Source organism: Variovorax brevis (assembly GCF_030317105.1).
Taxonomy (GTDB): Bacteria; Pseudomonadota; Gammaproteobacteria; order Burkholderiales; family Burkholderiaceae_C; genus Variovorax; species Variovorax brevis.
The window spans coordinates 72,894-93,802 of record NZ_JASZYG010000005.1; the positions used below are offsets into that span (position 1 = coordinate 72,894).

General features: G+C 65.9%; 22 protein-coding genes. 14 read left to right on the forward strand and 8 right to left on the reverse strand.

Annotated elements, in window-relative coordinates; all coding sequences use genetic code 11:
• Together QTI66_RS16765 and bchF are read right to left on the reverse strand one after the other, a co-directional pair.
• On the reverse strand, positions 1–1,302 hold the full coding sequence (locus tag QTI66_RS16765; protein WP_286560965.1) for a ferredoxin:protochlorophyllide reductase (ATP-dependent) subunit N: 1,302 nt from the start codon (positions 1,300–1,302) through the stop codon (positions 1–3).
• 5 nt (positions 1,303–1,307) lie between these two features.
• A complete protein-coding gene (gene bchF, locus QTI66_RS16770; RefSeq protein WP_286560966.1) occupies positions 1,308–1,838 on the reverse strand; it encodes a 2-vinyl bacteriochlorophyllide hydratase in 531 nt (176 codons plus the stop codon).
• A gap of 389 nt (positions 1,839–2,227) precedes the next feature.
• On the opposite strand from bchF, the gene QTI66_RS16775 reads away from it, so the two are divergent.
• From QTI66_RS16775 to QTI66_RS16800, 6 genes are all read left to right on the forward strand, one after another.
• On the forward strand, positions 2,228–3,145 hold the full coding sequence (locus tag QTI66_RS16775) for a cobalamin B12-binding domain-containing protein (RefSeq protein ID WP_286560967.1): 918 nt from the start codon (positions 2,228–2,230) through the stop codon (positions 3,143–3,145).
• A gap of 61 nt (positions 3,146–3,206) precedes the next feature.
• Positions 3,207–4,658, forward strand: coding sequence for a transcriptional regulator PpsR (gene ppsR / locus QTI66_RS16780; protein WP_286560968.1), 1,452 nt, complete (start codon positions 3,207–3,209; stop codon positions 4,656–4,658).
• Between the two features lie 83 nt (positions 4,659–4,741).
• Positions 4,742–5,626, forward strand: a complete 885-nt coding sequence (gene chlG / locus QTI66_RS16785; protein ID WP_286560969.1) for a chlorophyll synthase ChlG — start codon at positions 4,742–4,744, stop codon at positions 5,624–5,626.
• A gap of 25 nt (positions 5,627–5,651) precedes the next feature.
• Entirely contained in the window at positions 5,652–6,860 is a 1,209-nt protein-coding gene (locus QTI66_RS16790) for a geranylgeranyl diphosphate reductase (RefSeq protein WP_286560970.1), read from the forward strand.
• Positions 6,857–7,360, forward strand: coding sequence for a TspO/MBR family protein (locus QTI66_RS16795; RefSeq protein WP_286560971.1), 504 nt, complete (start codon positions 6,857–6,859; stop codon positions 7,358–7,360). The genes QTI66_RS16790 and QTI66_RS16795 overlap by 4 nt, the downstream gene beginning before the upstream one ends.
• A gap of 3 nt (positions 7,361–7,363) precedes the next feature.
• Entirely contained in the window at positions 7,364–7,660 is a 297-nt protein-coding gene (locus QTI66_RS16800; protein WP_286560972.1) for a hypothetical protein, read from the forward strand.
• Here QTI66_RS16800 and QTI66_RS16805 read toward each other — a convergent pair.
• Positions 7,647–7,958 (reverse strand): high-potential iron-sulfur protein, encoded by a 312-nt coding sequence (locus QTI66_RS16805; RefSeq protein ID WP_286560973.1) that lies wholly within the window; start codon positions 7,956–7,958, stop codon positions 7,647–7,649. The two genes, QTI66_RS16800 and QTI66_RS16805, sit on opposite strands and share 14 nt — an antisense overlap.
• A gap of 62 nt (positions 7,959–8,020) precedes the next feature.
• On the opposite strand from QTI66_RS16805, the gene bchI reads away from it, so the two are divergent.
• From bchI to QTI66_RS16825, 4 genes are read left to right on the forward strand one after another with little or no spacing between them, the layout of a single operon-like run.
• Positions 8,021–9,067, forward strand: coding sequence for a magnesium chelatase ATPase subunit I (gene bchI, locus QTI66_RS16810; protein ID WP_286560974.1), 1,047 nt, complete (start codon positions 8,021–8,023; stop codon positions 9,065–9,067).
• The gene (locus QTI66_RS16815) at positions 9,064–10,857 is read left to right on the forward strand and encodes a magnesium chelatase subunit D (RefSeq protein ID WP_286560975.1); all 1,794 of its coding nucleotides are present in this window, start codon (positions 9,064–9,066) and stop codon (positions 10,855–10,857) included. The genes bchI and QTI66_RS16815 overlap by 4 nt, the downstream gene beginning before the upstream one ends.
• Before the next feature lie 5 nt (positions 10,858–10,862).
• Positions 10,863–11,744 carry an alpha/beta fold hydrolase BchO gene (gene bchO / locus QTI66_RS16820; protein WP_286560976.1) on the forward strand — a complete coding sequence of 294 codons (882 nt, stop codon included), beginning with the start codon at positions 10,863–10,865 and terminating at the stop codon, positions 11,742–11,744.
• A complete protein-coding gene (locus QTI66_RS16825) occupies positions 11,731–12,033 on the forward strand; it encodes a hypothetical protein (RefSeq protein WP_286560977.1) in 303 nt (100 codons plus the stop codon). Before bchO ends, QTI66_RS16825 begins: the two co-directional genes overlap by 14 nt.
• Here the strand turns inward: QTI66_RS16825 and QTI66_RS16830 are convergent.
• Positions 12,005–12,487 (reverse strand): Lrp/AsnC family transcriptional regulator, encoded by a 483-nt coding sequence (locus QTI66_RS16830; RefSeq protein ID WP_286560978.1) that lies wholly within the window; start codon positions 12,485–12,487, stop codon positions 12,005–12,007. The two genes, QTI66_RS16825 and QTI66_RS16830, sit on opposite strands and share 29 nt — an antisense overlap.
• Positions 12,488–12,607: 120 nt before the next feature.
• Here QTI66_RS16830 and hppD point away from each other — a divergent pair, with 120 nt between their 5' ends.
• The 4 genes from hppD (at position 12,608) to QTI66_RS16850 (ending at position 16,932) form a co-directional block, all read left to right on the forward strand.
• Positions 12,608–13,696, forward strand: a complete 1,089-nt coding sequence (hppD, locus tag QTI66_RS16835) for a 4-hydroxyphenylpyruvate dioxygenase (protein ID WP_286560979.1) — start codon at positions 12,608–12,610, stop codon at positions 13,694–13,696.
• 164 nt (positions 13,697–13,860) lie between these two features.
• Complete coding sequence (phhA, locus tag QTI66_RS16840) at positions 13,861–14,766, forward strand: phenylalanine 4-monooxygenase (protein ID WP_444815018.1); 906 nt, start codon at positions 13,861–13,863, stop codon at positions 14,764–14,766.
• Positions 14,763–15,470, forward strand: a complete 708-nt coding sequence (locus QTI66_RS16845) for an SDR family oxidoreductase (RefSeq protein ID WP_286560981.1) — start codon at positions 14,763–14,765, stop codon at positions 15,468–15,470. The genes phhA and QTI66_RS16845 overlap by 4 nt, the downstream gene beginning before the upstream one ends.
• A gap of 79 nt (positions 15,471–15,549) precedes the next feature.
• On the forward strand, positions 15,550–16,932 hold the full coding sequence (locus QTI66_RS16850) for a class II 3-deoxy-7-phosphoheptulonate synthase (RefSeq protein WP_286560982.1): 1,383 nt from the start codon (positions 15,550–15,552) through the stop codon (positions 16,930–16,932).
• Positions 16,933–16,998: 66 nt separating this feature from the next.
• Here the strand turns inward: QTI66_RS16850 and QTI66_RS16855 are convergent, their stop codons facing one another.
• From QTI66_RS16855 to QTI66_RS16870, 4 genes are read right to left on the reverse strand one after another with little or no spacing between them, the layout of a single operon-like run.
• Positions 16,999–17,760, reverse strand: a complete 762-nt coding sequence (locus tag QTI66_RS16855; protein ID WP_286560983.1) for a glycosyltransferase family 2 protein — start codon at positions 17,758–17,760, stop codon at positions 16,999–17,001.
• Between the two features lie 36 nt (positions 17,761–17,796).
• Complete coding sequence (locus tag QTI66_RS16860) at positions 17,797–18,297, reverse strand: hypothetical protein (RefSeq protein WP_286560984.1); 501 nt, start codon at positions 18,295–18,297, stop codon at positions 17,797–17,799.
• Between the two features lie 32 nt (positions 18,298–18,329).
• Complete coding sequence (locus tag QTI66_RS16865; protein ID WP_286560985.1) at positions 18,330–19,334, reverse strand: bile acid:sodium symporter family protein; 1,005 nt, start codon at positions 19,332–19,334, stop codon at positions 18,330–18,332.
• A 54-nt stretch (positions 19,335–19,388) separates the two neighbouring features.
• Positions 19,389–20,846, reverse strand: a complete 1,458-nt coding sequence (locus tag QTI66_RS16870; RefSeq protein WP_286560986.1) for an NCS1 family nucleobase:cation symporter-1 — start codon at positions 20,844–20,846, stop codon at positions 19,389–19,391.
• Positions 20,847–20,909: the final 63 nt, after the last annotated feature.

Genomic DNA, 20,909 nt, shown 5'->3' on the forward strand with positions numbered 1-20,909 from the left:
CTACGCGGCCAGGCGCATGCGGCGCACCAGCGGCCGCGTGAAGAGCTCTGCCAGATCAGCCGCCTGCTCGTAGCCCTGGATCGGCGTGAACACCAACTCGATGGACCACTTGGTCGTCATGCCTTCGGCCTCCAGCGGATTGGCCAGCCCGAGCCCGCACACCACGATGTCCGGCCGTGCGGCACGGCAGCGGTCGAGTTGGCGCTCCACGTGCTGGCCTTCGGACAAGGCCGTGCCCGGCGGCAGCATCGCCAGCTCTTGCGTCAAATGCCGGCGGTGCAGGTAGGGCGAGCCGACTTCGCTCAACGCCATGCCCAGTTCGCGAGAGAGAAAGCGCGCGATCGGCACTTCGAGCTGGGAATCCGGAAAGAAAAAGACGCGCTTGCCGCAAAGCTGCAGTCGATGGCGTGCCAGCGTGGCCGTTGCACGGTGCCGCGCCGGCGACGTCACCTCCTCGAAACGGGTGGGCGACACGCCAAAACTCTGTGCCGCTGCCTGCAGCCATAGCGTCGTGCCCTCCGCACCGAGCGGGAAGGGCGCGGGCAACTGGACGGCACCGCGTTCTTCCAGCGCACGCGCCGTGTCCGCCAGGAAGGGTTGCGCAAGCAGGAAGCGCGTGTTCGGACCCACGGGAGGCAAGGCATCGGCACGCCGTGGCGGAAGAAAGCGCACCGGCGCAATGCCCAACTGCGCAAAGACGCGCGCGAACTGGTCCTCGACCACATCGGCCAATGCGCCAACCACCAGCAGCGACGGTGCCGCAATCGCCTGTTCATCCGGCAGCGCAGGCACCAGCGATGCGAGGCATGCATCTTCGCCTTGTGTGAACGTCGTCTCGATGCCGCTGCCGGAATAGCTGAGCACCCGCACACGCGGCGAATAGCTGCCCGAAAGCCGCGCGGCGGCCCGCGAGAGGTCCAGCTTGATCACTTCCGACGGACACGAGCCGACGAGGAACAGCAGCCGGATGTCGGGGCGCCGCTCCAGCAGCCGGCCGACCACGCGATCGAGCTCGGTGTGCACGTCGGCGAGGCCCGCCAGGTCGCGCTCGTCGATGATCGCGGTGGCGAAGCGTGGTTCCGCAAAGATCATGACCCCCGCGGCCGACTGGATCAGGTGCGCGCAGGTGCGCGAACCGACCACCAGGAAGAACGCATCCTGTACCTTGCGATGCAGCCAGATGATGCCGGTGAGCCCGCAGAACACTTCGCGTTGCCCGCGCTCGCGCAACACCGGCGCGTCGTTGCAGCCCGCATCCGTGATGTCGCGGATGGGTATGGCAAGGGGAGTCGGCGAGGCCATGGTGCTTATGCCAGCGCAGCGTCGGGTTCGCGTGCCGCGTCCAGCCGTGCCGCCCGCAGCTTCAGCACGAACTGGGTCGCATTGATCACGTAGGTCGCATAGGCCGCGAGCGCCAGGTACATCAGTGCGCGGTCCGACAACGCGCCCGTGACCAGCGCAACGAGGTAGGCGGTGTGCAGCGCCAGCACCAGCATGCTGAACACGTCTTCCCAATAGAAAGCGGGCGCAAAGAGGTACTTGCCGAAGACCACCTTCTCCCAGATGGAGCCGGTGACCATGATGGCGTAGAGCGCAAGCGTCTTCACCACCACCGAGAGCGTCGCCGCACCGTGTCCCTCGCCGGTCGCCAGGTAGCGCAGCACCAGCACGAGGCTCACCGCGAAGATCAGGAACTGGACCGGTGCCAGCACCCCCTGCACCAGCGTCCACTTCGTCGCATCGCGGCGCACCCGCTCCTCGGGCGTGTAGAGCGGGCGTGGCCGGCGCGCCCGCTGCGCGCTCCGGTCGCCCGACCAACTCATTGGCGTACTGCTCATGGCGCCCAATCTAGATCGACGCGCCGGAAGTGTCAACTAGGATGGACGTAAATATAAATTGACAGTCTTCGGGTGCAGGACGATCATTCGGCCCGAACCGGGTTTGTCGACATCCACACCTTGCCATGCAGGATCCGAAGGACACTGGCGCCCCTGGGGGCACGGGCCAAAGCGACGGGCCAGACGATCCGCGGCCGAGCAACGTGTGGCCGCTTTTCGGGCAGCGAAAGCACAGCGCCCCGCGTTCGTCAATCGATCCGAAAATAGATGATTCACGGGTCGACAGCGGCCGTTTCGTGGTTCATGATCCGGTCGCCACCCGGACAGCAAATACACAGGCTTCGAGCAGCAGAAGTTCCGGGACGCAAGGCCCCACAAGGAGACAATCCATGCCCAGATTGGCGCGCGAAGCGTTGGATCCAAATGGTTTGAATCAACAGCCTCTCGAGGCTGACATCTGGGCCCCTCCGCCACGCTCCGCACCCATCGACCGGGATTGCGCCCCCCACGACCGCCACGCTGTCGAACGGCGCCAGTCGGCACTGGCAAGAACGCTCGAACTGGACATCATTCCCCGGCTGGTCAGGTTCCACCGCGCCGTGCCCGCGTCGCCCGCGCCGGACGAAGCGATCCAGGCGGCGCCCAGCGCGCAAGACATCGAGGATTTCGTCCAGCTGGTGCTGGCGCGGGATGCAGCCCCCTCCCAGGCCTTTGTCGACGTTCTTGCGCAGCACGGCACGGGGGTCGAATCGATCTATCTCGATCTGTTGGCGCCCGCAGCTCAGCACCTGAACTACCTGTGGACGCAGGACCTGTGCGAGTTCACCCAAGTGACGCTCGGCCTTGCGCGGCTGCAGCGGCTGGCGCACGAACTGAGCCCGGGCCTGTCGGGCGACCGGCCGTTCCGCGGCAACGCGCGGCGGGTGCTGCTGCTGCCGGTGCGCGGCGAACAGCCCACGCCGGGCCTGGCGATCACGGCCGAGTTCTTCCACCACGCGGGCTGGGAGGTCGAGTGCGGTGGCGGCCCATCGCATGTGGACGCCGCCGACATCGTGCGCACCGAATGGTTCGACATCCTCGGGCTGTGCGCCGGCAGCGAGACGAAACTGGAGAACCTGCGCGGGTGCATCCATGACGTGCGCGTCGCGTCGCGCAACAGGCGAATCGGCGTCCTGGTGGGCGGGCCGATCTTCGTGGGCCACGCCGAACGTGTAAAGTTCGTCGGCGCCGATGCGTGCGGGCTCGATGGAAAACTGGCGCCTGCCCAAGCCGAGAGGCTGGTCGCATTGCGCACACCCAGTCATTGAAGACCCAGCGAGACCAAGAAAGCCTGCTTTTGATGAACCATGCGAGAACTGCTCTGCGGCCATGAAGAGTTTTGCAGCTCCCGCCAAGCACTTGAATGACCTCGATGCCGGCACCGTCGGCCAGTTGATCGCCGCAGCGGCAGACCTCGTGCTCGTCCTCGACGCGGACGGCGTCATTCGCGATCTCGCCCTGGGTAACACGGGCCTGGACGGCGAAGGCTTCGAGGAATGGATCGGCAAATCCTGGCTCCAGACCGTGGGCAAGGAATCTCGTGCCAAGGCCGAGGCGGTCCTGGGCAACGCCGAAGCGGGCGGCGCGTTCGAGTGGAAGCAGCTCACGCATCGCACCGAGCAGGGCAAGGACATGCCGCTGGCCTGTGCGGCGATCAAGTTGCGCGACACCGCACGCTACCGCACCGTCGGCCGCACGGTCGTCTTCAGCCGCGACTTGCGCGGCATGACGGCTTTGCAGCAAAGCGTGGTCGATGCGCAGCAGGAATCGCTGCACGACCAATGGAAGGTGCGTGATGCCCAGTCGCGCTACCGGCAGCTTTTCCAGAACGTCTCGGACGCGGTGCTGGTCATCGATGCGGCCACCCAGAAAATCGTCGAGGCGAACCCTGCGTCGGTTCAGCTTTTTGGCGACAACGTCCGCAAGCTGGTGGGCGCGACCTTTCCCACTGGCCTGGATGCACGCAGCACCAGCGCCGTGCAGTCGATGCTGGTTGCCCTGCGATCGGCGGGGCGGGCGGACGACATCCGTGCACATGTGGCCGACGGCGGCGGTGAGGTCATGGTCTCGGGCTCCGTCTTTCGACAGGAGAACGGCATGCTGCTGGTCGTGCGCCTCTGGCGCGTGGCGACGGGCATGGCGGCGGGCGTGGCCGCGCCCGACCGCGCCAGTGCCAACGCGGTGTTGCTCAAGCTGGTGCAGGGTGCGCCCGACGGCGTGGTCGTCACCGACATCAACGGCCAGATCGTCTCGGCCAACAACGCCTTCGTCGAGATGGTGCAACTGGCCAATGACGAGCAGGTGCGTGGCGAATCGCTCGGGCGCTGGGTGGGACGCACGGGCGTCGAGTTGAGCGTGCTGATTTCCACGCTGCGCCAGCGCGAGTCGCTGCGCTTGTTCCCGACGAGCTTGCGCTCTGAACACGGCATGGTGACCGACGTTGAAATTTCCGCGGCGCTTGCCCGCGATGGCGACCAGCCCTACCTGGGCTTCACCATCCGCGACGTGAGTCGCCGCCCGAGCACCGACATGCGTGCCGCGAAGGAATTGCCGCGCTCGGCCAGTCAGCTGTCCGAACTGGTGGGTCGCGTGCCGATGAAGGACATCGTCGGCGAGACAACCGATCTGATCGAGCAGTTGTGCATCGAGGCCGCGCTCGACCTCACGCGCGACAACCGCGCGGCGGCCGCCGAAATGCTCGGCATGTCGCGGCAAAGCCTCTACGTGAAGCTCAGGCGTTACGGGCTCGGCGAGCTCGCACCTGAGATCGAAAAGCAGTAGCAGCTGGTCGGGGGCGGGCCTGGGGCGGCTCGCAGTGTAAATCTAGGTTGACATGAAGGTTTGTCACATCGCAAACTCGCGACATGTCACGCCCAGACCTGCCGGCTGTCGCTGAACTGCTCAAGCCGATCACCTGGTTCCCGCCGATGTGGGCTTTTACCTGCGGCGTCGTGGCTTCGGGCGTCGCCATGCAGGGCAACTGGATGCTGGCCTTGCTGGGCATCGTGCTGGCAGGGCCGCTGGTGTGCGCGAGCAGCCAGGCGACGAACGACTGGTTCGATCGCCACGTCGACGCCATCAACGAACCGCAGCGGCCCATTCCATCGGGGCGCATGCCCGGCAAGTGGGGCTTGTACATCGCGATGCTCTGGACCTTGCTGTCGCTCGCGTGGGCCAGCTTCCTCGGGCGCTGGGCTTTCGGCGCCGCCGTTGTCGGCCTGGCGCTGGCATGGGCCTACAGCGCGCCGCCCCTGCGCCTGAAGGAGAACGGCTGGTGGGGCAACGCTGCCTGCGGCCTGTGCTACGAAGGCCTGGCGTGGATCACGGGCGCGGCCGTGATGGCGGGCGGCGAGATGCCGTCGGGCCGGACGCTGGTGCTGGCATTGCTCTTCAGCATCGGCGCGCACGGGATCATGACGCTCAACGATTTCAAGGCCATCGAAGGCGACCGCCGCATGGGCGTGCGTTCCTTGCCGGTGCAGCTCGGTGCACAGCGCGCGGCGCGCGTGGCCTGCTGGTTCATGGCCGTGCCGCAAGTCGTCGTCGTGCTGCTGCTGGCGCTGTGGGACTGCCCAGGCGCCGCGTTGGCCGTTGCCTTGCTGCTCCTGCTGCAACTGGCGCTGATGGACCACTACCTTGAAAGCGTGAGCGCGCGCGCGATCTGGTACAGCGGCTTTGGCGTGCCGGTGTTCGTGAGTGCCATGATGGTGAGTGCCTTTGCATTGCGCAACATCGGCGGCGCCTCCTGACCTTTGGAGAAGCGAGGTGACAACCATGCAATCGCCATGCGAGACCTGGGACGTGGTCATCGTCGGTGGTGGGCCTGCCGGGGCGACCGCGGCAAACGAACTCGCCGCGCGCGGGCGATCGGTCTTGCTGCTCGATCGCGCTGGCAGAACCAAGCCGTGCGGCGGTGCCATTCCGCCGCGACTCATCAAGGACTATGAAATTCCCGATCACTTGCTGGTGGCCAAGGCGCGTTGCGCACGCATGGTCGCGCCGAGCGACAAGCATGTGGACATACCGATCGACAACGGCTTCGTCGGCATGGTGGAGCGCGAGCATTTCGACGAATGGCTGCGCGAGCGTGCGGCGCAGAGCGGCGCCGTTCGGCGCACCGGCAGCTTCGAGCGGCTTTCGCGCGACGACGACGGCGCGAGCGTCGTGCACTACCTGACGCGTCCCGAGGGGCGCAAGGGCGAACCCGTGCCCACCAGCGTGCGCGCACGCAGCGTGATCGGTGCCGACGGCGCGCGCTCGCGTGTCGCGGCGCAGGCCATTCCTGGTGCAAAGGAGACGCGCTGCGTGTTCGCCTATCACGAGATCCTGAGGGTGCCGGCCAATCAACCCGTGGGCTACGACGGCTCGCGTTGCGATGTGTTCTACCAGGGCGCGGTGTCGCCGGACTTCTACGGCTGGGTGTTCCCGCATGGCGATACGCTCAGTATCGGCACGGGCAGCGCTGACAAGGGCTTTTCCTTGCGTAGCGCGGTCGGTGGCCTGCGCGCCGCGGCAGGGCTGGCCGGTTTCGAGACGCTGCGGCGCGAAGGTGCGCCGCTGCCGATGAAGCCCTTGCGACGCTGGGACAACGGCCGCGACGTTGTTCTTGCGGGCGACGCGGCCGGCGTGGTGGCGCCGGCGTCAGGTGAGGGCATCTACTACGCCATGGTGGGCGGAAGCCTTGCAGCCCAGGCTGTCGCGCAATTGCTCGAGACCGGCGACGCGCGCTGCCTGCGCCATGCGCGCAAGCAATTCATGCGCGCGCATGGCACGGTCTTCCGGGTGCTCGGCATCATGCAGTGGTTCTGGTATTGCACCGATCGCCGGCGCGAGCGCTTCGTCAAGATCTGCGAGGACCGCGACGTGCAGCAACTCACCTTTGAGTCGTACATGAACAAGGAACTCGCCCGCAAGAAGCCGATGGCCCACGTGCGGATCTTCTTCAAGGACATGGCGCATCTGTTCGGCATGGCACGGGTATGAACGCCGCGCTGCATCGCACGCGCCTGTGGAAGCCGGTGCTCGTGGCGGCAGGCGCGGCGATGTTCGTTGCGACGCTCGGCGCGCTCATGACGGACCTCGGCCCCTGGTACCACAGCCTGCGCCAGCCCGCATGGAAGCCGCCCGACCAGGTTTTCGGGCCGGTGTGGACAACGATCTTCGCGCTGGCTGCCGCCGCGGGCGTCAACGGCTGGCGTCATGCTCGCTCGCGCGCTGACCGCGAGCGGATGCTCCTCCTGTTCGCCATGAACGGCTTTCTCAACGTGTTCTGGAGCCTTCTGTACTTCCGCCTGCATCGACCGGACTGGGCGCTCGTCGAAGTGCCCTTTCTCTGGCTGTCGGTGCTCGCGTTGATCGTGCTGTTCTCTGGCTTCGCGCGCGCCGCGGTGTGGATGCTGGTGCCTTACCTGGTGTGGGTGGCGATTGCGGCTGCCCTCAACTTCGAGACCGTGCGGCTCAACGGGCCGCTCGCCGGGGCGTGACGCATGAGCGCCCATCTCGCCATCGCGCTGCTGGTCGACGCCGTGATCGCCATCACGCTGATCGAGTGCGCAGCGTTGTGGCTGTTGCGCAGGCCGACAGCGCAAGCGCCGGCGGCGCGCGGCTTGTGGGCCACACTCGCCTCGGGCCTGTGCCTGATGTTCGCCCTGCACTGCGCCGTTCGCGGCAGCGACGCAGTCTGGATCGCGCTATTTCTGTTCGCCGCAGGCGTCGCGCACGCCACCGACCTGTGGCTGCGCCGGAGCGCGGCTCGAAAGGAAGCGGCGATCAGGCCTTCTTGACCCAGGCGCTGCACCATCCGTTGCCGGCCACGAGCCTGTTGCCGAAGAGCTGGCAAGGGCCTGTCGCATCGGTCGGCTTGCCCTGGAATTGCTGGCAACCGCTGCACACGTGGGTCGGGTCGTAGTTGGGGAATTTGGACTTGTCGGCCTTGGTGTGATCGGCCTTGTAGCCAAGGCCGACTGCAAGCGGATCCGCTTCGGTGACCGTGCCTGCCTGGGCCGAGACTTGCGATGCGGTGAGGGCGCCTGCGCCGGCGACCACGCACGCCACGAAAGCGCGTCGACTTGGGTTGATCATGAGTCTGTTCCTCTGCCGGTCCACAGCGAACCGTCATATAATTCTGACACATTGAAGTGTCAATGCGCGTAGGAAAACGGAGCGAACCGGTGGTATTCCCCTTTTCAGCGATCGTTGGACAAGAAGAGATGAAGCGCGCGATCCTGATCGCCGCTGTCGATCCGGCAATTGGCGGCGTGCTCGTTCTCGGCGACCGGGGCACGGGCAAGTCCACGGCCGTTCGGGGGCTGGCTGCGCTGTTGCCGCGCATGCGCGTGGTGTCGACTTGTCCGTATCACTGCGATCCCGCGGCAAGTGCAAGTTCGTGCGAGGGCTGCGCCGACTTGAAATCTTCGGGCAAGCCGCACACGCAAATGGTTCCTGTGCCGGTTGTCGACTTGCCGCTCGGCGCCACGGAAGACCGCGTGGTCGGCGCGCTGGACATCGAGCGCGCACTGACGCAAGGCATCAAGGCCTTCGAACCCGGCCTGCTCGCGCGTGCGCACCGCGGCTTCCTGTACATCGACGAAGTCAACCTGCTGGAAGACCACCTGGTCGACTTGCTCATCGACGTGGCGTCGTCGGGCGAGAACGTGCTCGAGCGCGAGGGCCTGAGCATTCGCCACCCCGCGCGCTTCGTGCTCGTGGGCAGCGGCAATCCGGAAGAAGGCGAATTGCGTCCGCAATTGCTCGACCGCTTCGGGCTGTCGGTCGAGGTGACGACGCCGCGCGACATTGCCTTGCGCGTGGAGGTCATTCGCCGGCGCGACGCCTATGACCGCGACGCACACGCGTTCGTCAAGCGGTGGTCGGCGGAAGAAGCGCGCATTCGCCGCCAGATCGTTGCAAGCCGCAAGCGCATCGCCGACGTGCAGGTGCACGATGCGGCGCTCGAGCGCGCGGCGCAGCTTTGCATGAACCTCGGAACCGACGGCCTGCGCGGCGAACTGACGCTCATTCGCGCGGCGCGTGCGCTGGCGGCGCTCCAGGGCGATGGCGAAGTCGCGGACTCGCACTTGCGCTGCGTCGCGCCATCTGCGCTGCGGCATCGGCTGCGGCGAGATCCGCTGGACGACGCGGGCTCGCGCGTGCGTGTCGACAAGGCCGTTGAAGAACTGTTCGGCCCATGATCGACGACACCCAGGTGGCCGCCTTGCTCTGCGTGGATCCGGTCGGCCTGGGCGGCGCGGTCTTGCGCGCAGGCGCCGGACCCGCGCGCGATGCCTGGCTTCGGCTTGTCGGAGAACTCATGCCGCAAGGCGCCCCGATGCGCCGCATTCCGCTTCACATCGAGGAAGACAGGCTGCTCGGTGGCCTCGATCTCACTGCGACGCTGACGGCCGGCCGGTGGGTGGCTCATCCGGGTTTGCTTGCGCAGGCCGACGGCGGGTTTGTCGTGTTGGCCATGGCCGAGCGAATCGCGGACCGGACGGCAGCGCACATCGCCCGGGTGCTCGATACACAACAGGTCGTCACCGAACGCCACGGGCTCGCCACGTGCACGCCCGCGCACATCGGTGTGATTGCGCTGGATGAAGGAATTGCCGAAGACGAGCAGTTGCCGGGCAAGCTGCTGGATCGGCTGGCCTTTCATGTGCAGTTGCAGCCGCATACAAGCTGCACGACGGCCGCATGGATGCGAAGCCAGGTCATCGCCGGACGCGCGCTGTTGTCGCACGTCGAAGCAAGCGATGCATTGAGAGAGTCGATGTGCTCCGCGGCCGACTCGCTCGGCATCGATTCGATTCGTGCGCCGCTCCTGGCGGTACGCGTGGCGTGCGCCCGGGCCGCATTGTTCGGGCGCATGTCAGTGGATGAGGATGACGCGCAAGTGGCGGCCCGACTTGTCCTCGCGCCGAGGGCGACACGCTTGCCTCCCGACCGGCCCGGGGAAAGCCCATCGCAAGCGGAGTCCTCGACGCAGGAGCAGGAAGAGGAAGAGGAAGAGGAAGAGGAAGAGGAAGAGGAAGAGGTGCGAATCGCTGGCGACGTGCAAGACATGGACGGTGGCGTCCCGCAAGACGTCGTGCTCAAGGCCGCGCTTGCCGCCTTGCCCGCCCGCCTGCTGGATTCCCTGAAGGCAGGGCGAGACGATGGCGCGCGCAGCCGCAGCGTGGGCCGCTCCGGCGTGCAGAGCCAAGGCGCATTGCGTGGTCGCCCCGACGGCGCACGCCGCGGCGAGTTGCGCAACGGTGGGCGCTTGAACCTGATCGAGACCTTGCGCGCGGCGGCCCCGTGGCAAGCCCTCCGACGAGCAGCCCGTGCCGACAAGCCGGAAACACCAGGCAGCATCCTGCTGCGTCGCGACGATTTCCGCATCACGCACTACAAGCAACGCACCGAGACCCATACGCTGTTCGCGGTCGATGCCTCAGGCTCGGCGGCGTTGCATCGACTCGCCGAAGCCAAGGGCGCCGTCGAACTCCTGTTGAGCGATTGCTACGTGCGGCGCGACAGCGTGTCATTGGTCGTCTTTCGCGGCAAGGGCGCAGACGTTCGCCTGCCACCGACACGGTCTCTGACACGCGCCAAACGCAGCCTTGGCGCGATGGCGGGCGGCGGTGGCACGCCATTGGCTGCCGCGATCGACGCGACCCTCCTGCTGGCTGCAGCAACGAAGCGGCGCGGCCAGACACCGCTCGCCGTTTTCCTGACCGACGGGCGCGCCAACATTGCCCTCGATGGCTCGCCCGGCAGGGAGCGCGCCACCGTGGATGCGCTTCAATCCGCGCGGCGAATGCGGGCTGCCGGCGTGACCACGCTGGTGCTCGACACATCGCCGCATCCACAAGATCCCGCCCGGCGCCTGGCGGCGGAAATGGGCGCCGCGTACTTGCCCTTGCCGCATGCCAACGCCGCTTCGCTGTCGCAAGCCGTGCGCGTGGCCGGCGCCACCGGCGTCGCCAGCCTGAGGGCCTGAAGCGCATGAGCAAGGCGCCGGATTGGGACACCGACGGGGGCGACTGGCCCAACCGCACAGCCAGCGTGTTCGTCACGGCCGCGGGCCTGCGCTGGCACGTGCAGCGAATGGGTTCGGGGCCGCACCTCCTCCTGATTCACGGCACCGGATCGTCCACCCATTCCTGGCGCGATTTCATGCCCGTGCTGGCGCGCGGATTCAGCTGTGTCGCGGTCGATCTTCCCGGACATGCATTCACCGCCATGCCGCCGACGCGCCAACTGTCGCTCGAAGGAATGGCGCATGGATTGCGATGCCTGCTCGCAGCACTCGACGTGAGGCCATCGATCATCGTTGGGCATTCCGCCGGCGCGGCCATTGCGGCGCAGATGTGCCAGCACGAAGGCGTGGCTGCCGATGTGATCGTGAGTCTCAACGGGGCATTTCTTCCCTTGTCCGGACTGTCGGGCGTGATCTTTCCCCCGATCGCGCGCGTGATGGAAGCCACCGGCATCGCCTCGCGCCTGTTTGCCTGGCACGCATCGGATGACGCGACGGTGCGCCGCCTGATCGCGCAGACTGGCTCCCGGCTGGACGCACTCGGCGTGGAGCTCTATGCACGCCTGGTGCGCAATCCGGTCCATGTCTCGGCGGCGCTCGGCATGATGGCGCGCTGGGACTTCACCACGCTCGTCCGGTCGCTTCCGCATCTCGCGCCGCGCTTGCAATTGATGGCGGCCGAATTCGACTGCGCCGTTCCACCCGATCAATCCGTGCGGGTGCACAAGATGGTGGCGCGATCGGACTTCGTGTTGATCCCCAACGCGGGCCATCTGGCGCATGAAGAAAAGCCGGGGGAGGTTGCGGCGATGGTCGTCCAGGGGATTGGGTCGCATGAACGACGTTGAGCGCGCGCCGCAACCCGATTCCTTCGAGGCGTTCAGCTATCGCGGGTGGAGCTTCCTTTGCACGGCGGTGCCCGACGAGCGCGGACGCTTCTGGTCGATCGTGATGTGCGAGCTGACGTGGCCCAACGGCCGTCCGGTCGTGCTTGCGCAGCCAACGCCAAGCCATTCGCAAGCGCGGGCCCTGGTCCGCGCGCGCAGCCGCGCCGTGGAGTGGGTCAAGACGCGCACGGCGGCCGCGCCTTGCCCGAAGTGCCGCATCGTCAAAGTGGCAGCGCCGTCGTCTGCTTGATCCGGTCCAGCACGAAGCTCGTCTTGCAGTCCTGCACGCTCGGGTGCTTGAGCAGCGTGTCCATCACGAAGCGCGAGTAATGCGCCATGTCCGCCACCAGGACGCGCAGCAGGTAGTCCATTTCGCCCGTGAGCGAACTGCACTCCACCACTTCGGGCCACAGCATCACCGAGGCGCGGAAGGCGTCCATGGGGCTGCGCTTGTGCGTCTCGGCGTGCTTTTCCAGGCGCACGTTGATGTAGGCCGTCAGCTGCAGGCCCAGCCGCTCGGGGCTGAGCAAGGCCACGTAGCCAGTGATGACACCCGCCTGCTCGAGCCGCTTGACGCGCCGAAGCGTGGCAGAAGGAGAAAGTCCCACCGATTCGGCGACCTCGTCGAAAGTGGCCCGCCCGTTGGTCTGGAGCACGCGAAGCACGCGCAAATCCAGTTGATCGAGTTGAACTGATGCAGTCATGGGTTGCATCTTGCAGGAATCCTGTGCAAATAGCCACGGCAAGACAAAGATTGCAGGAATGTTGCGAGCCGGATCCGTAGCATGGAGTCCAACAGATTCACCCTTTGATGGAGACCCCGCATGACCACCGATCTTTTCGAGAACCCCATGGGCCTGCAAGGCTTCGAATTCATTGAATTCGCTTCGCCCGTTGCCAACACGCTGGAGCCCTTTTTCGAGAAGCTCGGCTTCACGCTGGTCGCCAAGCATCGCTCCAAGGACGTGGTGCTCTACCGCCAGGGCGACATCAACTTCATCGTGAACCGCGAGCCGAACAGCCCGGCGGCGTACTTCGCGGCCGAGCACGGCCCTGCGGCCTGCGGCATGGCGTTCCGCGTGAAGGATTCGCACAAGGCTTACGCCCGCGCGCTGGAACTGGGCGCGCAGCCCATCGAGATCGCGACCGGCCCGATGGAATTGCGCCTGCCGGCCATCAAGGGCATCGGCGGTGCGCCGCTGTACCTTATCGACCGCTTTGAAGACGGCAAGTCCATCTACGACATCGACTTCGAATTCGTCGAAGGCGTGGACCGCCATCCCCCGGGCAATGGCCTGAAAGTCATCGACCACCTGACGCACAACGTCTACCGCGGCCGCATGACCTTCTGGGCCAATTTCTACGAGAAGCTCTTCAACTTCCGCGAGATCCGCTACTTCGACATCCAGGGCGAATACACCGGGCTCACGTCGAAGGCGCTCACCGCGCCGGACGGCAAGATCCGCATTCCGCTCAATGAGGAATCGTCCAAGGGCTCGGGCCAGATCGAAGAGTTCCTGATGAAGTTCAACGGCGAAGGCATCCAGCACATCGCCTTGCTGAGCGACAACCTCATCGAGACCATCGACCAACTCGGCCTGGCCGGCATTCCGCTGCTGACCGCCCCGAACGACATCTACTACGAGATGCTGGAAACGCGCCTGCCGGGCCACGGCGAGTCGGTGTCGGACCTGCAGGCTCGCGGCATCCTGCTCGACGGCACGACCGAAGGCGGGCAACCCCGACTGCTGTTGCAGATCTTCTCGGAGACTGTCTTCGGCGGTCCGGTGTTCTTCGAGTTCATCCAGCGCAAGGGCGACTACAGCGACGGCTTCGGCGAAGGCAACTTCAAGGCGCTGTTCCAGTCGATCGAACGCGATCAAGTCCGCCGCGGCGTGCTGCAAGCAGCGTAATTCGGCTCGCCCCCAGGCTGCGCGCACTTCGTGTCGCTCCGCCAACCCCCGACCGGGGGCAATACCAGCGGCCCGGCAAAGCCGGTTCCGCGGTATTCCTGGCACGGAATCGTGCCCCATGAAGAAGCCTTTTTTATTGCGCGATTGGAGCCAATGACATGCTGATGCAACTCAAGGACCTGACGGACGAAGGCATCAAGGCCAAGCATGGCCTGGCGGGCGACGCCAAGCCGGAGCGACCCGACTGGACCATCGACCAAGGGTGGCACAACTACACCGCGGCCGAACACGCCGTGTGGAAGACGCTCTTCGAGCGCCAGTCCAGATTGCTGCCCGGCCGCGCCTGCGACGAGTTCGTCGAAGGCATGAAGAACCTGCCCATCGGCCCGGAGCAGATCCCCGACTTCGAGCAACTGAGCGAAGTGCTCATGAAGCGCACCGGCTGGCAGGTGGTGGCGGTGCCCGGCCTCGTGCCCGACGAAGTCTTCTTCGAGCATCTGGCGCATCGTCGCTTTCCGGCAGGGCACTTCATCCGCAAGCCGCACGAACTGGACTATCTCGAAGAGCCAGATGTGTTCCACGACGTGTTCGGCCACGTGCCGATGCTCATGAACCCGGCGATTGCCGACTACATCCAGGCTTATGGCGAAGGCGGCTTGCGCGCGCAGAAGCTGGGCGTGCTTGACAAGCTGGCGCGCGTGTACTGGTACACCGTGGAGTTCGGCCTGTTGAAGCAGGCCGATGGCCTGCGCATCTATGGCGCGGGCATCGCGTCTTCATACACCGAGACGGTGTTCTCGCTGGAAGACGCGTCGCCCAACCGCATCGGCTTTGACCTTGAACGCGTCATGCGCACCAACTACCGCATCGACGACTTCCAGGAAAGCTATTTCGTGATCGAAAACCTCGACCAGTTGCTCACGCTGGCACACATCGACTTTGCGCCGCTTTACGATCGCATCGCGGGCCAGCCGGACTATCAACCGGGTACGCTCCTGCCCTCCGACACGCTGCTGTCGCGCGGCACCGGTCAGTATCACAATGCCAAACGAATGGTGGTCAACGCATGAACACTCCCCAGGAACAGGTCGTCCTCATCACCGGCGCGGCCGGCAATCTCGGCCAGGCGGTCGCCAAGGCGTTCGAGGCGCAGGGCGCGCGCCTCGCGCTGCTTGACCTGCGTGCCGATGCGCTGGCCAAGGTTTTCGGCTCGCAGGACGCGCGCCGCATGCTCGTGCCGGCCAACCTCCTGAATGCCGACGAAGCGGATGCCGCGGCGCGCGCCGTTGTCGAGCACTTTGGCCGCATCGACGTGCTCTGCAACCTGGCCGGCGGCTTTCGCATGGGCACGCCGGTGCATGACACCGAGGCTGCCACGTGGGACTTCATGTTCGGCCTGAACGTGCGCACGGTGCAGCACATGGCGCACGCCGTGGTGCCGCAAATGCTGGCGCAGGGCGGAGGCAAGGTCATCAACATCGGCGCCTTCTCGGCACAGCGGGGCGCGGCGAAGATGGGCGCCTACATCGCATCCAAGAGCGCGGTCATTCGCCTCACGGAAACGATGGCGGCCGAACTGCGCGACAAGAACATCAACGTCAACTGCGTGCTGCCGACCATCATCGACACGCCGGAGAACCGCGCCGACATGCCGGACGCCGATCCGGCCAAATGGGTGGCGCCGCAAGACCTTGCGAAGGTGATTGCCTTCCTGGCTTCGGACGCGGCACGCGCCGTTCACGGCGCAGCCTTGCCGGTGACCGGGCTGAGCTGACATTCCGGACGCTGCGCCGGGTGGGATTCCGGCGTCCGTCCCGGTTATCGTGCGTGCTCACGAGTGGAGGCACAACAACATGACGACGACCGAACTTTTCCCATCGACGACCACGAACTGGTCGCCCGCCAGCTGGCGCCGCTTTCCGGCCGCGCAGATGCCGAACTACAGCGATCCGGCAGCGCTCGAAGAGGCGGGCCGACAGCTCGCCGCCTGGCCCCCGCTGATCTTCGGCCGCGAAGCCGCCACGTTGCGCGAGCGCTTGGCGCAGGTCTCGCGCGGCAAGGCCTTCCTGCTGCAGGGCGGTGATTGCGCCGAGAGCTTCGACGACCTGAGCGCGGGCACGGTGCGCGATTCGTTCCGCGTGATCCTGCAGATGGCGGTGCTGCTGACCTTTGCGGCCTCGGTTCCTGTCGTCAAGGTCGGCCGCATTGCGGGCCAGTACGCCAAGCCGCGTTCATCGGACGTTGAAACCGCGCAGGGCCAGACCCTGCCGTCGTATCGTGGCGACATCGTCAATGGTGCCGACTTCAACGCCAAGGCACGCAACCCCGATCCGCAGCGGCTGCTGCGTGCGTATTCGCATTCGGCCGCCACGCTCAACTTGCTGCGCGCAATGGCGCAGGGTGGCTTCGCCGACTTGCACGAGGTGCATCGCTGGACCTCGGACTTCGTGCGCAACAGCCCGCAGGGCGAGCGCTTCGAAGCGGTGGCGCAGCACATCACCGAAGCGCTGGATTTCATGGAAGCCTGCGGCTTCGATGCGCGCAGCACGCCGCAATTGAAGGAGGTGGAGTTCTTCACCTCGCACGAGGCGCTGCACCTGCACTACGAAGAAGCGCTGGCGCGACGCGACGAGGCCAGCGGACGCTGGTACGGCGGCTCGGCCCACATGCTGTGGCTGGGCGAGCGCACGCGTTCGCTCGACGGCGCACACGTCGAATTCCTGCGCGGCATCGACAACCCCATCGGCTGCAAGCTCGGGCCGAACGCGAAGCCCGACGACCTGCTGCGCCTGCTCGACGCGCTCAATCCCGACGACGCCGAGGGCCGCATGGTGCTCATCACCCGCATGGGCGCCGATCTGCTGGCCGAGCGCCTGCCAGCGCTCATCGAGACCGTGCAGCGCGCGGGGCGCAGCGTGGTGTGGTGCTGCGATCCGATGCACGGCAACACGGTGACGACCTCGGGCGGCGTGAAAACGCGCGACTTCCCACGTATCCTGGCGGAAGTGCGCAGCTTCTTCGCGGTGCACTCGGCCGCGGGCAGCTATGCGGGTGGCGTGCATTTCGAGATGACGGGGCAGGACGTGACCGAGTGCACCGGTGGCGCGCAAGGGCTCACGGAAGCGGCCCTGCAGGACCGCTACCTGAGCGCCTGCGATCCGCGGCTCAACGGATCGCAGAGCCTGGAGCTGGCGTTTCTGGTCGCGGAAATGCTGAAAGCGCGCCGGCGCGGCTGATGGATTGACGCCCGCGGGCCATTGGGGCGAGTGAGCCTCTTCGCCCCACCAGGGCGAGTGAATCCGTCAGCCGCCGTTGGCCCAGGGCAGTTGGCCCCCGTAGCGCCTGAGCATTTCCTCGTTGCCCCGCAGGAAGAATTCCGGCTTCACCGAGTTGGGCGAGTTGCCCGCGAGGTAGTTGACCGAGTAGCGGTAGGTGCAGTCGAAGTCGGGCGCGATCTGTCTCAATGAAGCGGCAATGACCCGATCGACTTCCGGCTGGCCGGCCTCCCGGAACTTTCGATACCAGAGCGGCGTGATCCTGACCGCCAGGAGCCTGGGCAGGAAGTAGCAATTGACGTCGACGAAGTAGTCTTCCGGATGGAGCACGCTCGGCCATTTGCCGAGGCTCTCGCAGTTGTCCTGGCAGATGAAGCGGTGTTCGGTGTCCACGATGTTGCGCAGTGCGAAGCACCAGTTGTTGCCGCGCCGCAAAGTGTCCAGGCACGCCTGTATGTGGCCTGGCTCCAGATAGTTGTCGTCGTCCAGGAACATCACGAACTCACCCTCGGCGATGAACGTGCACGCGCCGTAGATGCGGTGGCCGCACCAGCGGTCCTTGCCGATGGAATAGGGGAGCTGGAGCAGGCTGACCTTGTGGCCCTGGACCGCATCGATGACGGCATTGGCGCTATCCCACCTTTCCGGACCGTCCGCCACGACCAGGTGCTGCACGTTGCCATAGGTCTGGTCCCTGACGGATTCCACGCATCGCCGCAGCAGGCGGTGTCCGCCGTGTGCGGTGATGACGGTGACCAGGGGACTGGCAGGGCCGGCTCGTGGGTCCATGGGATGCATCAAGGAATCGATGCGCCTGGAGCAGTGCTACCGCGGCCGGGCCGGATACCCGCCATCAATCCACGCTTCGGCACTCGCCGACGTCAGCTTGTAATTCGGCGCCACACGCGCCTCGCCAAGCTGCGCGCCGAATTCGTCCTGCGCCGTGAGCGTGGCGTAGGGGTTGTCTTCGTCGGGCACGATCTGCAGCGCGACGCGAATGCGCCCGGAGCCTGCGCCGACGAACACATGCTTGTTGAGCTGCGCATGCAGTTGCTGCTCGTGGCGGCGCAGCACTTCGCTGGCGGTTTTCACCAGCGTGTGAAAGGCCGGCGCGTCCAGCGGCTTCGGGTTTTTCTTGTCACGGCCCATGGTCCAGGGGCCGACAAGGGCGGGTTCTGCTTCGCCGTGGCGCGTCATGGAGACGGCCCAGCCGTCGTCGTCTTCGTTCTTGATGACGCGTGCGGTCCACAGTTCGTCGCGCCACAGGCGGGGCTCCTGGATCGCGAGGGTGTCGGTGTCTTCGGGGTCGGTTGAAAGGTCGTTCATTGGGTCCGAGTCTTGCACAGCTTCGGGCGCGTTCAATCCACCGGCTCGATGTCATCCACATCGGGCTCCGATGTCACGGCCAGCCGCTGGTAGCGGTGCGCCAGCACCGCGCACACCATCAACTGGATCTGGTGAAAAAGCATGAGCGGCAGCACGATGGCGCCGACCGCCTGCGAGGCGAACAGCACCTTGGCCATCGGGATGCCGCTGGCCAGGCTCTTCTTGGAGCCGCAGAACACGATGGTGATCTCGTCCGCGCGGTCAAAGCCGAGCTTGCGCGCCAGAAGCGTCGTCGACACCAGCGCCAGCGCCAGCAGCACCACGCACACCACGACCAGCCCCAGCAGCGCCGCGGGCGGCACCTTGTGCCAGAGACCTTCGTGCACCGCCGCGCTGAAGGCGGTGAACACCACCAGCAGGATGGAGCCGCGATCGACCATCGTCACCGCATGGCCTGCACGCTTGATCAGCGGAAAGATCCACGGCCGCAGCAAATGGCCGATGACAAAAGGCACCAGCAACTGCAGCAGGATGTGCACGATCGACGCCAGCGAGGCACCGCCGCTCGCGCCCTGCACCACGAACAGGGTCACCAGGATGGGCGTGACGAACACGCCCACGATGGTCGACGCGGAGGCGCTGCAAACGGCCGCCGGAATGTTGCCGTGCGCCATCGAGGTGAAGGCAATGGCCGACTGCACCGTGGCCGGCAGCATGCAAAGAAAGAGCACGCCGGTGTAGACGTCCGGCGTGACCAGCGGCGACAGGAAGGGCATGAGCACGAACCCCAGCACCGGGAACAGCACGAAGGTGCAGGCGAACACCAGCAGGTGCAGCCGCCAGTGCGTGATGCCGTCGTAGATCGCTTCGCGCGAAAGCTTGGCGCCGTGCAGGAAGAAGAGCAGCGCAATCGCGGCGCTCGTCAAGCCTTCGAAGAACCTGGCGAGCAGGCCGCTCACCGGGAACATGCTGGCCAGCAGCACGGTGACCAGGAGGGCGAGGGTGAAGTTGTCGGGAAGGTAGCGCCGGATGGTCATGCCGGATTTTCGCCTGAATCCAGGGAAAACCCGAAAATGACGGACTTCGTGGCTTCAGGCCCTTTGCGTCGCCGGCGCGTGGTAGGGGCGCACCATGGCCATCACGTAGTACACGGAGCCGCCGATCAGCACGCCGAAAAACCAGCCATAGGTGCCCCACCACGAGGGCAGCAGCGTGGTGAAGTTCGGCAGCAAGGTCGAGAACACCGCGCCGATGCCCGCCGCCACCAGCGCATTGACGTTCCAGCCGCCTTCATAGCGGTAGCGCCCGTTTTCCTGGTAGAGCGCGGGCACGTCGATGTTGCCCTTGGCCACGAGGTAGTAGTCCACCAGGATGATGCCCAGCAACGGCCCCATGGTGGAGCCGATGGCGTTCACGAAGTGCGCCGCGCCGCCTTCCCACGGTGCAATTGGGTAGAGCAGCAACGCAATGGCCGCCGCGATGTAGCCGCCCTTCTTGAAGCTGATCTTCGCGGGGAAGGTGTTGGAGATGTCGAAGGCCGCCGAGACAAAGTTGGCCACCACGTTGATGCCCAGCGTCGCCACCGCGAAGGTGATGGCGGCCAGCAGCGCCAGCACCCAGCTGTCGAACTTGGCCGAGATCTGCTCGGGATGCAGCAGCACTTCGCCATAGACCTTGTAGGCCGCAATGGTGGTCACGCCCGCCACCAGCGAGAAGGCGATCAGGTTCACCGGCAGGCCCCACAGGTTGCCCTTCTTCACCGCATCCTTGTTCTTCGCGTAGCGAGAGAAGTCGCAGAAGTTGAGGTAGAGGGCCGCGAAGTAGGTGATCCACGTCGCGCCCACGGCCATGAGCGCCCAGAAGGAACCGGGCTCGCCGCTCACGCCGGCGTCCTTGGTCTTTTCGAGCAGCACTTCCTTCGGGATGCCGTGGCCGACAGTGAGGCCCCCCGCCTGCACGACCAGCACGATGGCCAGCACCAGCATCGCGATCCACACCGCAGGGCCGGCCCAGTCCTGGAACTTGCGCACCGTCTCCATGCCCTTCTGGATGATGAGCAACTGCAGCGCCCAGATGATCACGTAGCAGATCACCTCCAGCGTGGAATGGCCCAGCATGTGCGAGGTCTGGTGGAACTGCAGCATGCCCTCGTTGCGGATCAGCAGGGCCACCACCGCGCCCGATGCAGCCGCCGTTTGCGCGCCGTACCAGAAGCACGCCACCACGGCACGCACCAGCGCCGCCAGGTTGGCGCCCCACACGCCGAAGGACGCACGGGCCAGCACCGGGTAGGGCACACCGGTTTTCTCGCCCGCGTAGCCGATGAGGTTCATCAGCAGGAAGATCACCAGCGAACTGAGCCCGATGGCGATCAGGAAGTTGACGAAGGTTCCGCACAAGAGGAACAGGCTGGCCGCGAGGTAGTAGCCCCAGAGGCTGTGCACGTCCGAAGTCCAGACGTTGAAGATGCTGAAGGCGCCCCACTGCCGGTTGGTGGCGGGCGCCAGGTCTTCGTTGTAGAGGCCGGGGGTCGGATTGCGGATTTCCATCGTCTTCTCCTTATCTTTCGATGGGTTCAAACGTCGGCAAAGGCTCACCAGGCGCCGAGCGTA

Coding starts and splice junctions, on each gene's coding strand:
- QTI66_RS16800 (WP_286560972.1), top strand. CDS start 7,364: ATGAGCGCCCATCTCGCCATCGCGCTGCTGGTCGACGCCGTGATCGCC.
- QTI66_RS16775 (WP_286560967.1), top strand. CDS start 2,228: ATGCCCAGATTGGCGCGCGAAGCGTTGGATCCAAATGGTTTGAATCAA.
- QTI66_RS16855 (WP_286560983.1), bottom strand. CDS start 17,760: ATGGACCCACGAGCCGGCCCTGCCAGTCCCCTGGTCACCGTCATCACC.
- QTI66_RS16795 (WP_286560971.1), top strand. CDS start 6,857: ATGAACGCCGCGCTGCATCGCACGCGCCTGTGGAAGCCGGTGCTCGTG.
- QTI66_RS16815 (WP_286560975.1), top strand. CDS start 9,064: ATGATCGACGACACCCAGGTGGCCGCCTTGCTCTGCGTGGATCCGGTC.
- QTI66_RS16825 (WP_286560977.1), top strand. CDS start 11,731: ATGAACGACGTTGAGCGCGCGCCGCAACCCGATTCCTTCGAGGCGTTC.
- chlG (WP_286560969.1), top strand. CDS start 4,742: ATGTCACGCCCAGACCTGCCGGCTGTCGCTGAACTGCTCAAGCCGATC.
- QTI66_RS16850 (WP_286560982.1), top strand. CDS start 15,550: ATGACGACGACCGAACTTTTCCCATCGACGACCACGAACTGGTCGCCC.
- bchO (WP_286560976.1), top strand. CDS start 10,863: ATGAGCAAGGCGCCGGATTGGGACACCGACGGGGGCGACTGGCCCAAC.
- QTI66_RS16830 (WP_286560978.1), bottom strand. CDS start 12,487: ATGACTGCATCAGTTCAACTCGATCAACTGGATTTGCGCGTGCTTCGC.
- QTI66_RS16790 (WP_286560970.1), top strand. CDS start 5,652: ATGCAATCGCCATGCGAGACCTGGGACGTGGTCATCGTCGGTGGTGGG.
- QTI66_RS16870 (WP_286560986.1), bottom strand. CDS start 20,846: ATGGAAATCCGCAATCCGACCCCCGGCCTCTACAACGAAGACCTGGCG.
- bchI (WP_286560974.1), top strand. CDS start 8,021: ATGCGCGTAGGAAAACGGAGCGAACCGGTGGTATTCCCCTTTTCAGCG.
- QTI66_RS16865 (WP_286560985.1), bottom strand. CDS start 19,334: ATGACCATCCGGCGCTACCTTCCCGACAACTTCACCCTCGCCCTCCTG.
- QTI66_RS16805 (WP_286560973.1), bottom strand. CDS start 7,958: ATGATCAACCCAAGTCGACGCGCTTTCGTGGCGTGCGTGGTCGCCGGC.
- hppD (WP_286560979.1), top strand. CDS start 12,608: ATGACCACCGATCTTTTCGAGAACCCCATGGGCCTGCAAGGCTTCGAA.
- QTI66_RS16845 (WP_286560981.1), top strand. CDS start 14,763: ATGAACACTCCCCAGGAACAGGTCGTCCTCATCACCGGCGCGGCCGGC.
- QTI66_RS16765 (WP_286560965.1), bottom strand. CDS start 1,302: ATGGCCTCGCCGACTCCCCTTGCCATACCCATCCGCGACATCACGGAT.
- bchF (WP_286560966.1), bottom strand. CDS start 1,838: ATGAGCAGTACGCCAATGAGTTGGTCGGGCGACCGGAGCGCGCAGCGG.
- QTI66_RS16860 (WP_286560984.1), bottom strand. CDS start 18,297: ATGAACGACCTTTCAACCGACCCCGAAGACACCGACACCCTCGCGATC.
- ppsR (WP_286560968.1), top strand. CDS start 3,207: ATGAAGAGTTTTGCAGCTCCCGCCAAGCACTTGAATGACCTCGATGCC.
- phhA (WP_444815018.1), top strand. CDS start 13,861: ATGCAACTCAAGGACCTGACGGACGAAGGCATCAAGGCCAAGCATGGC.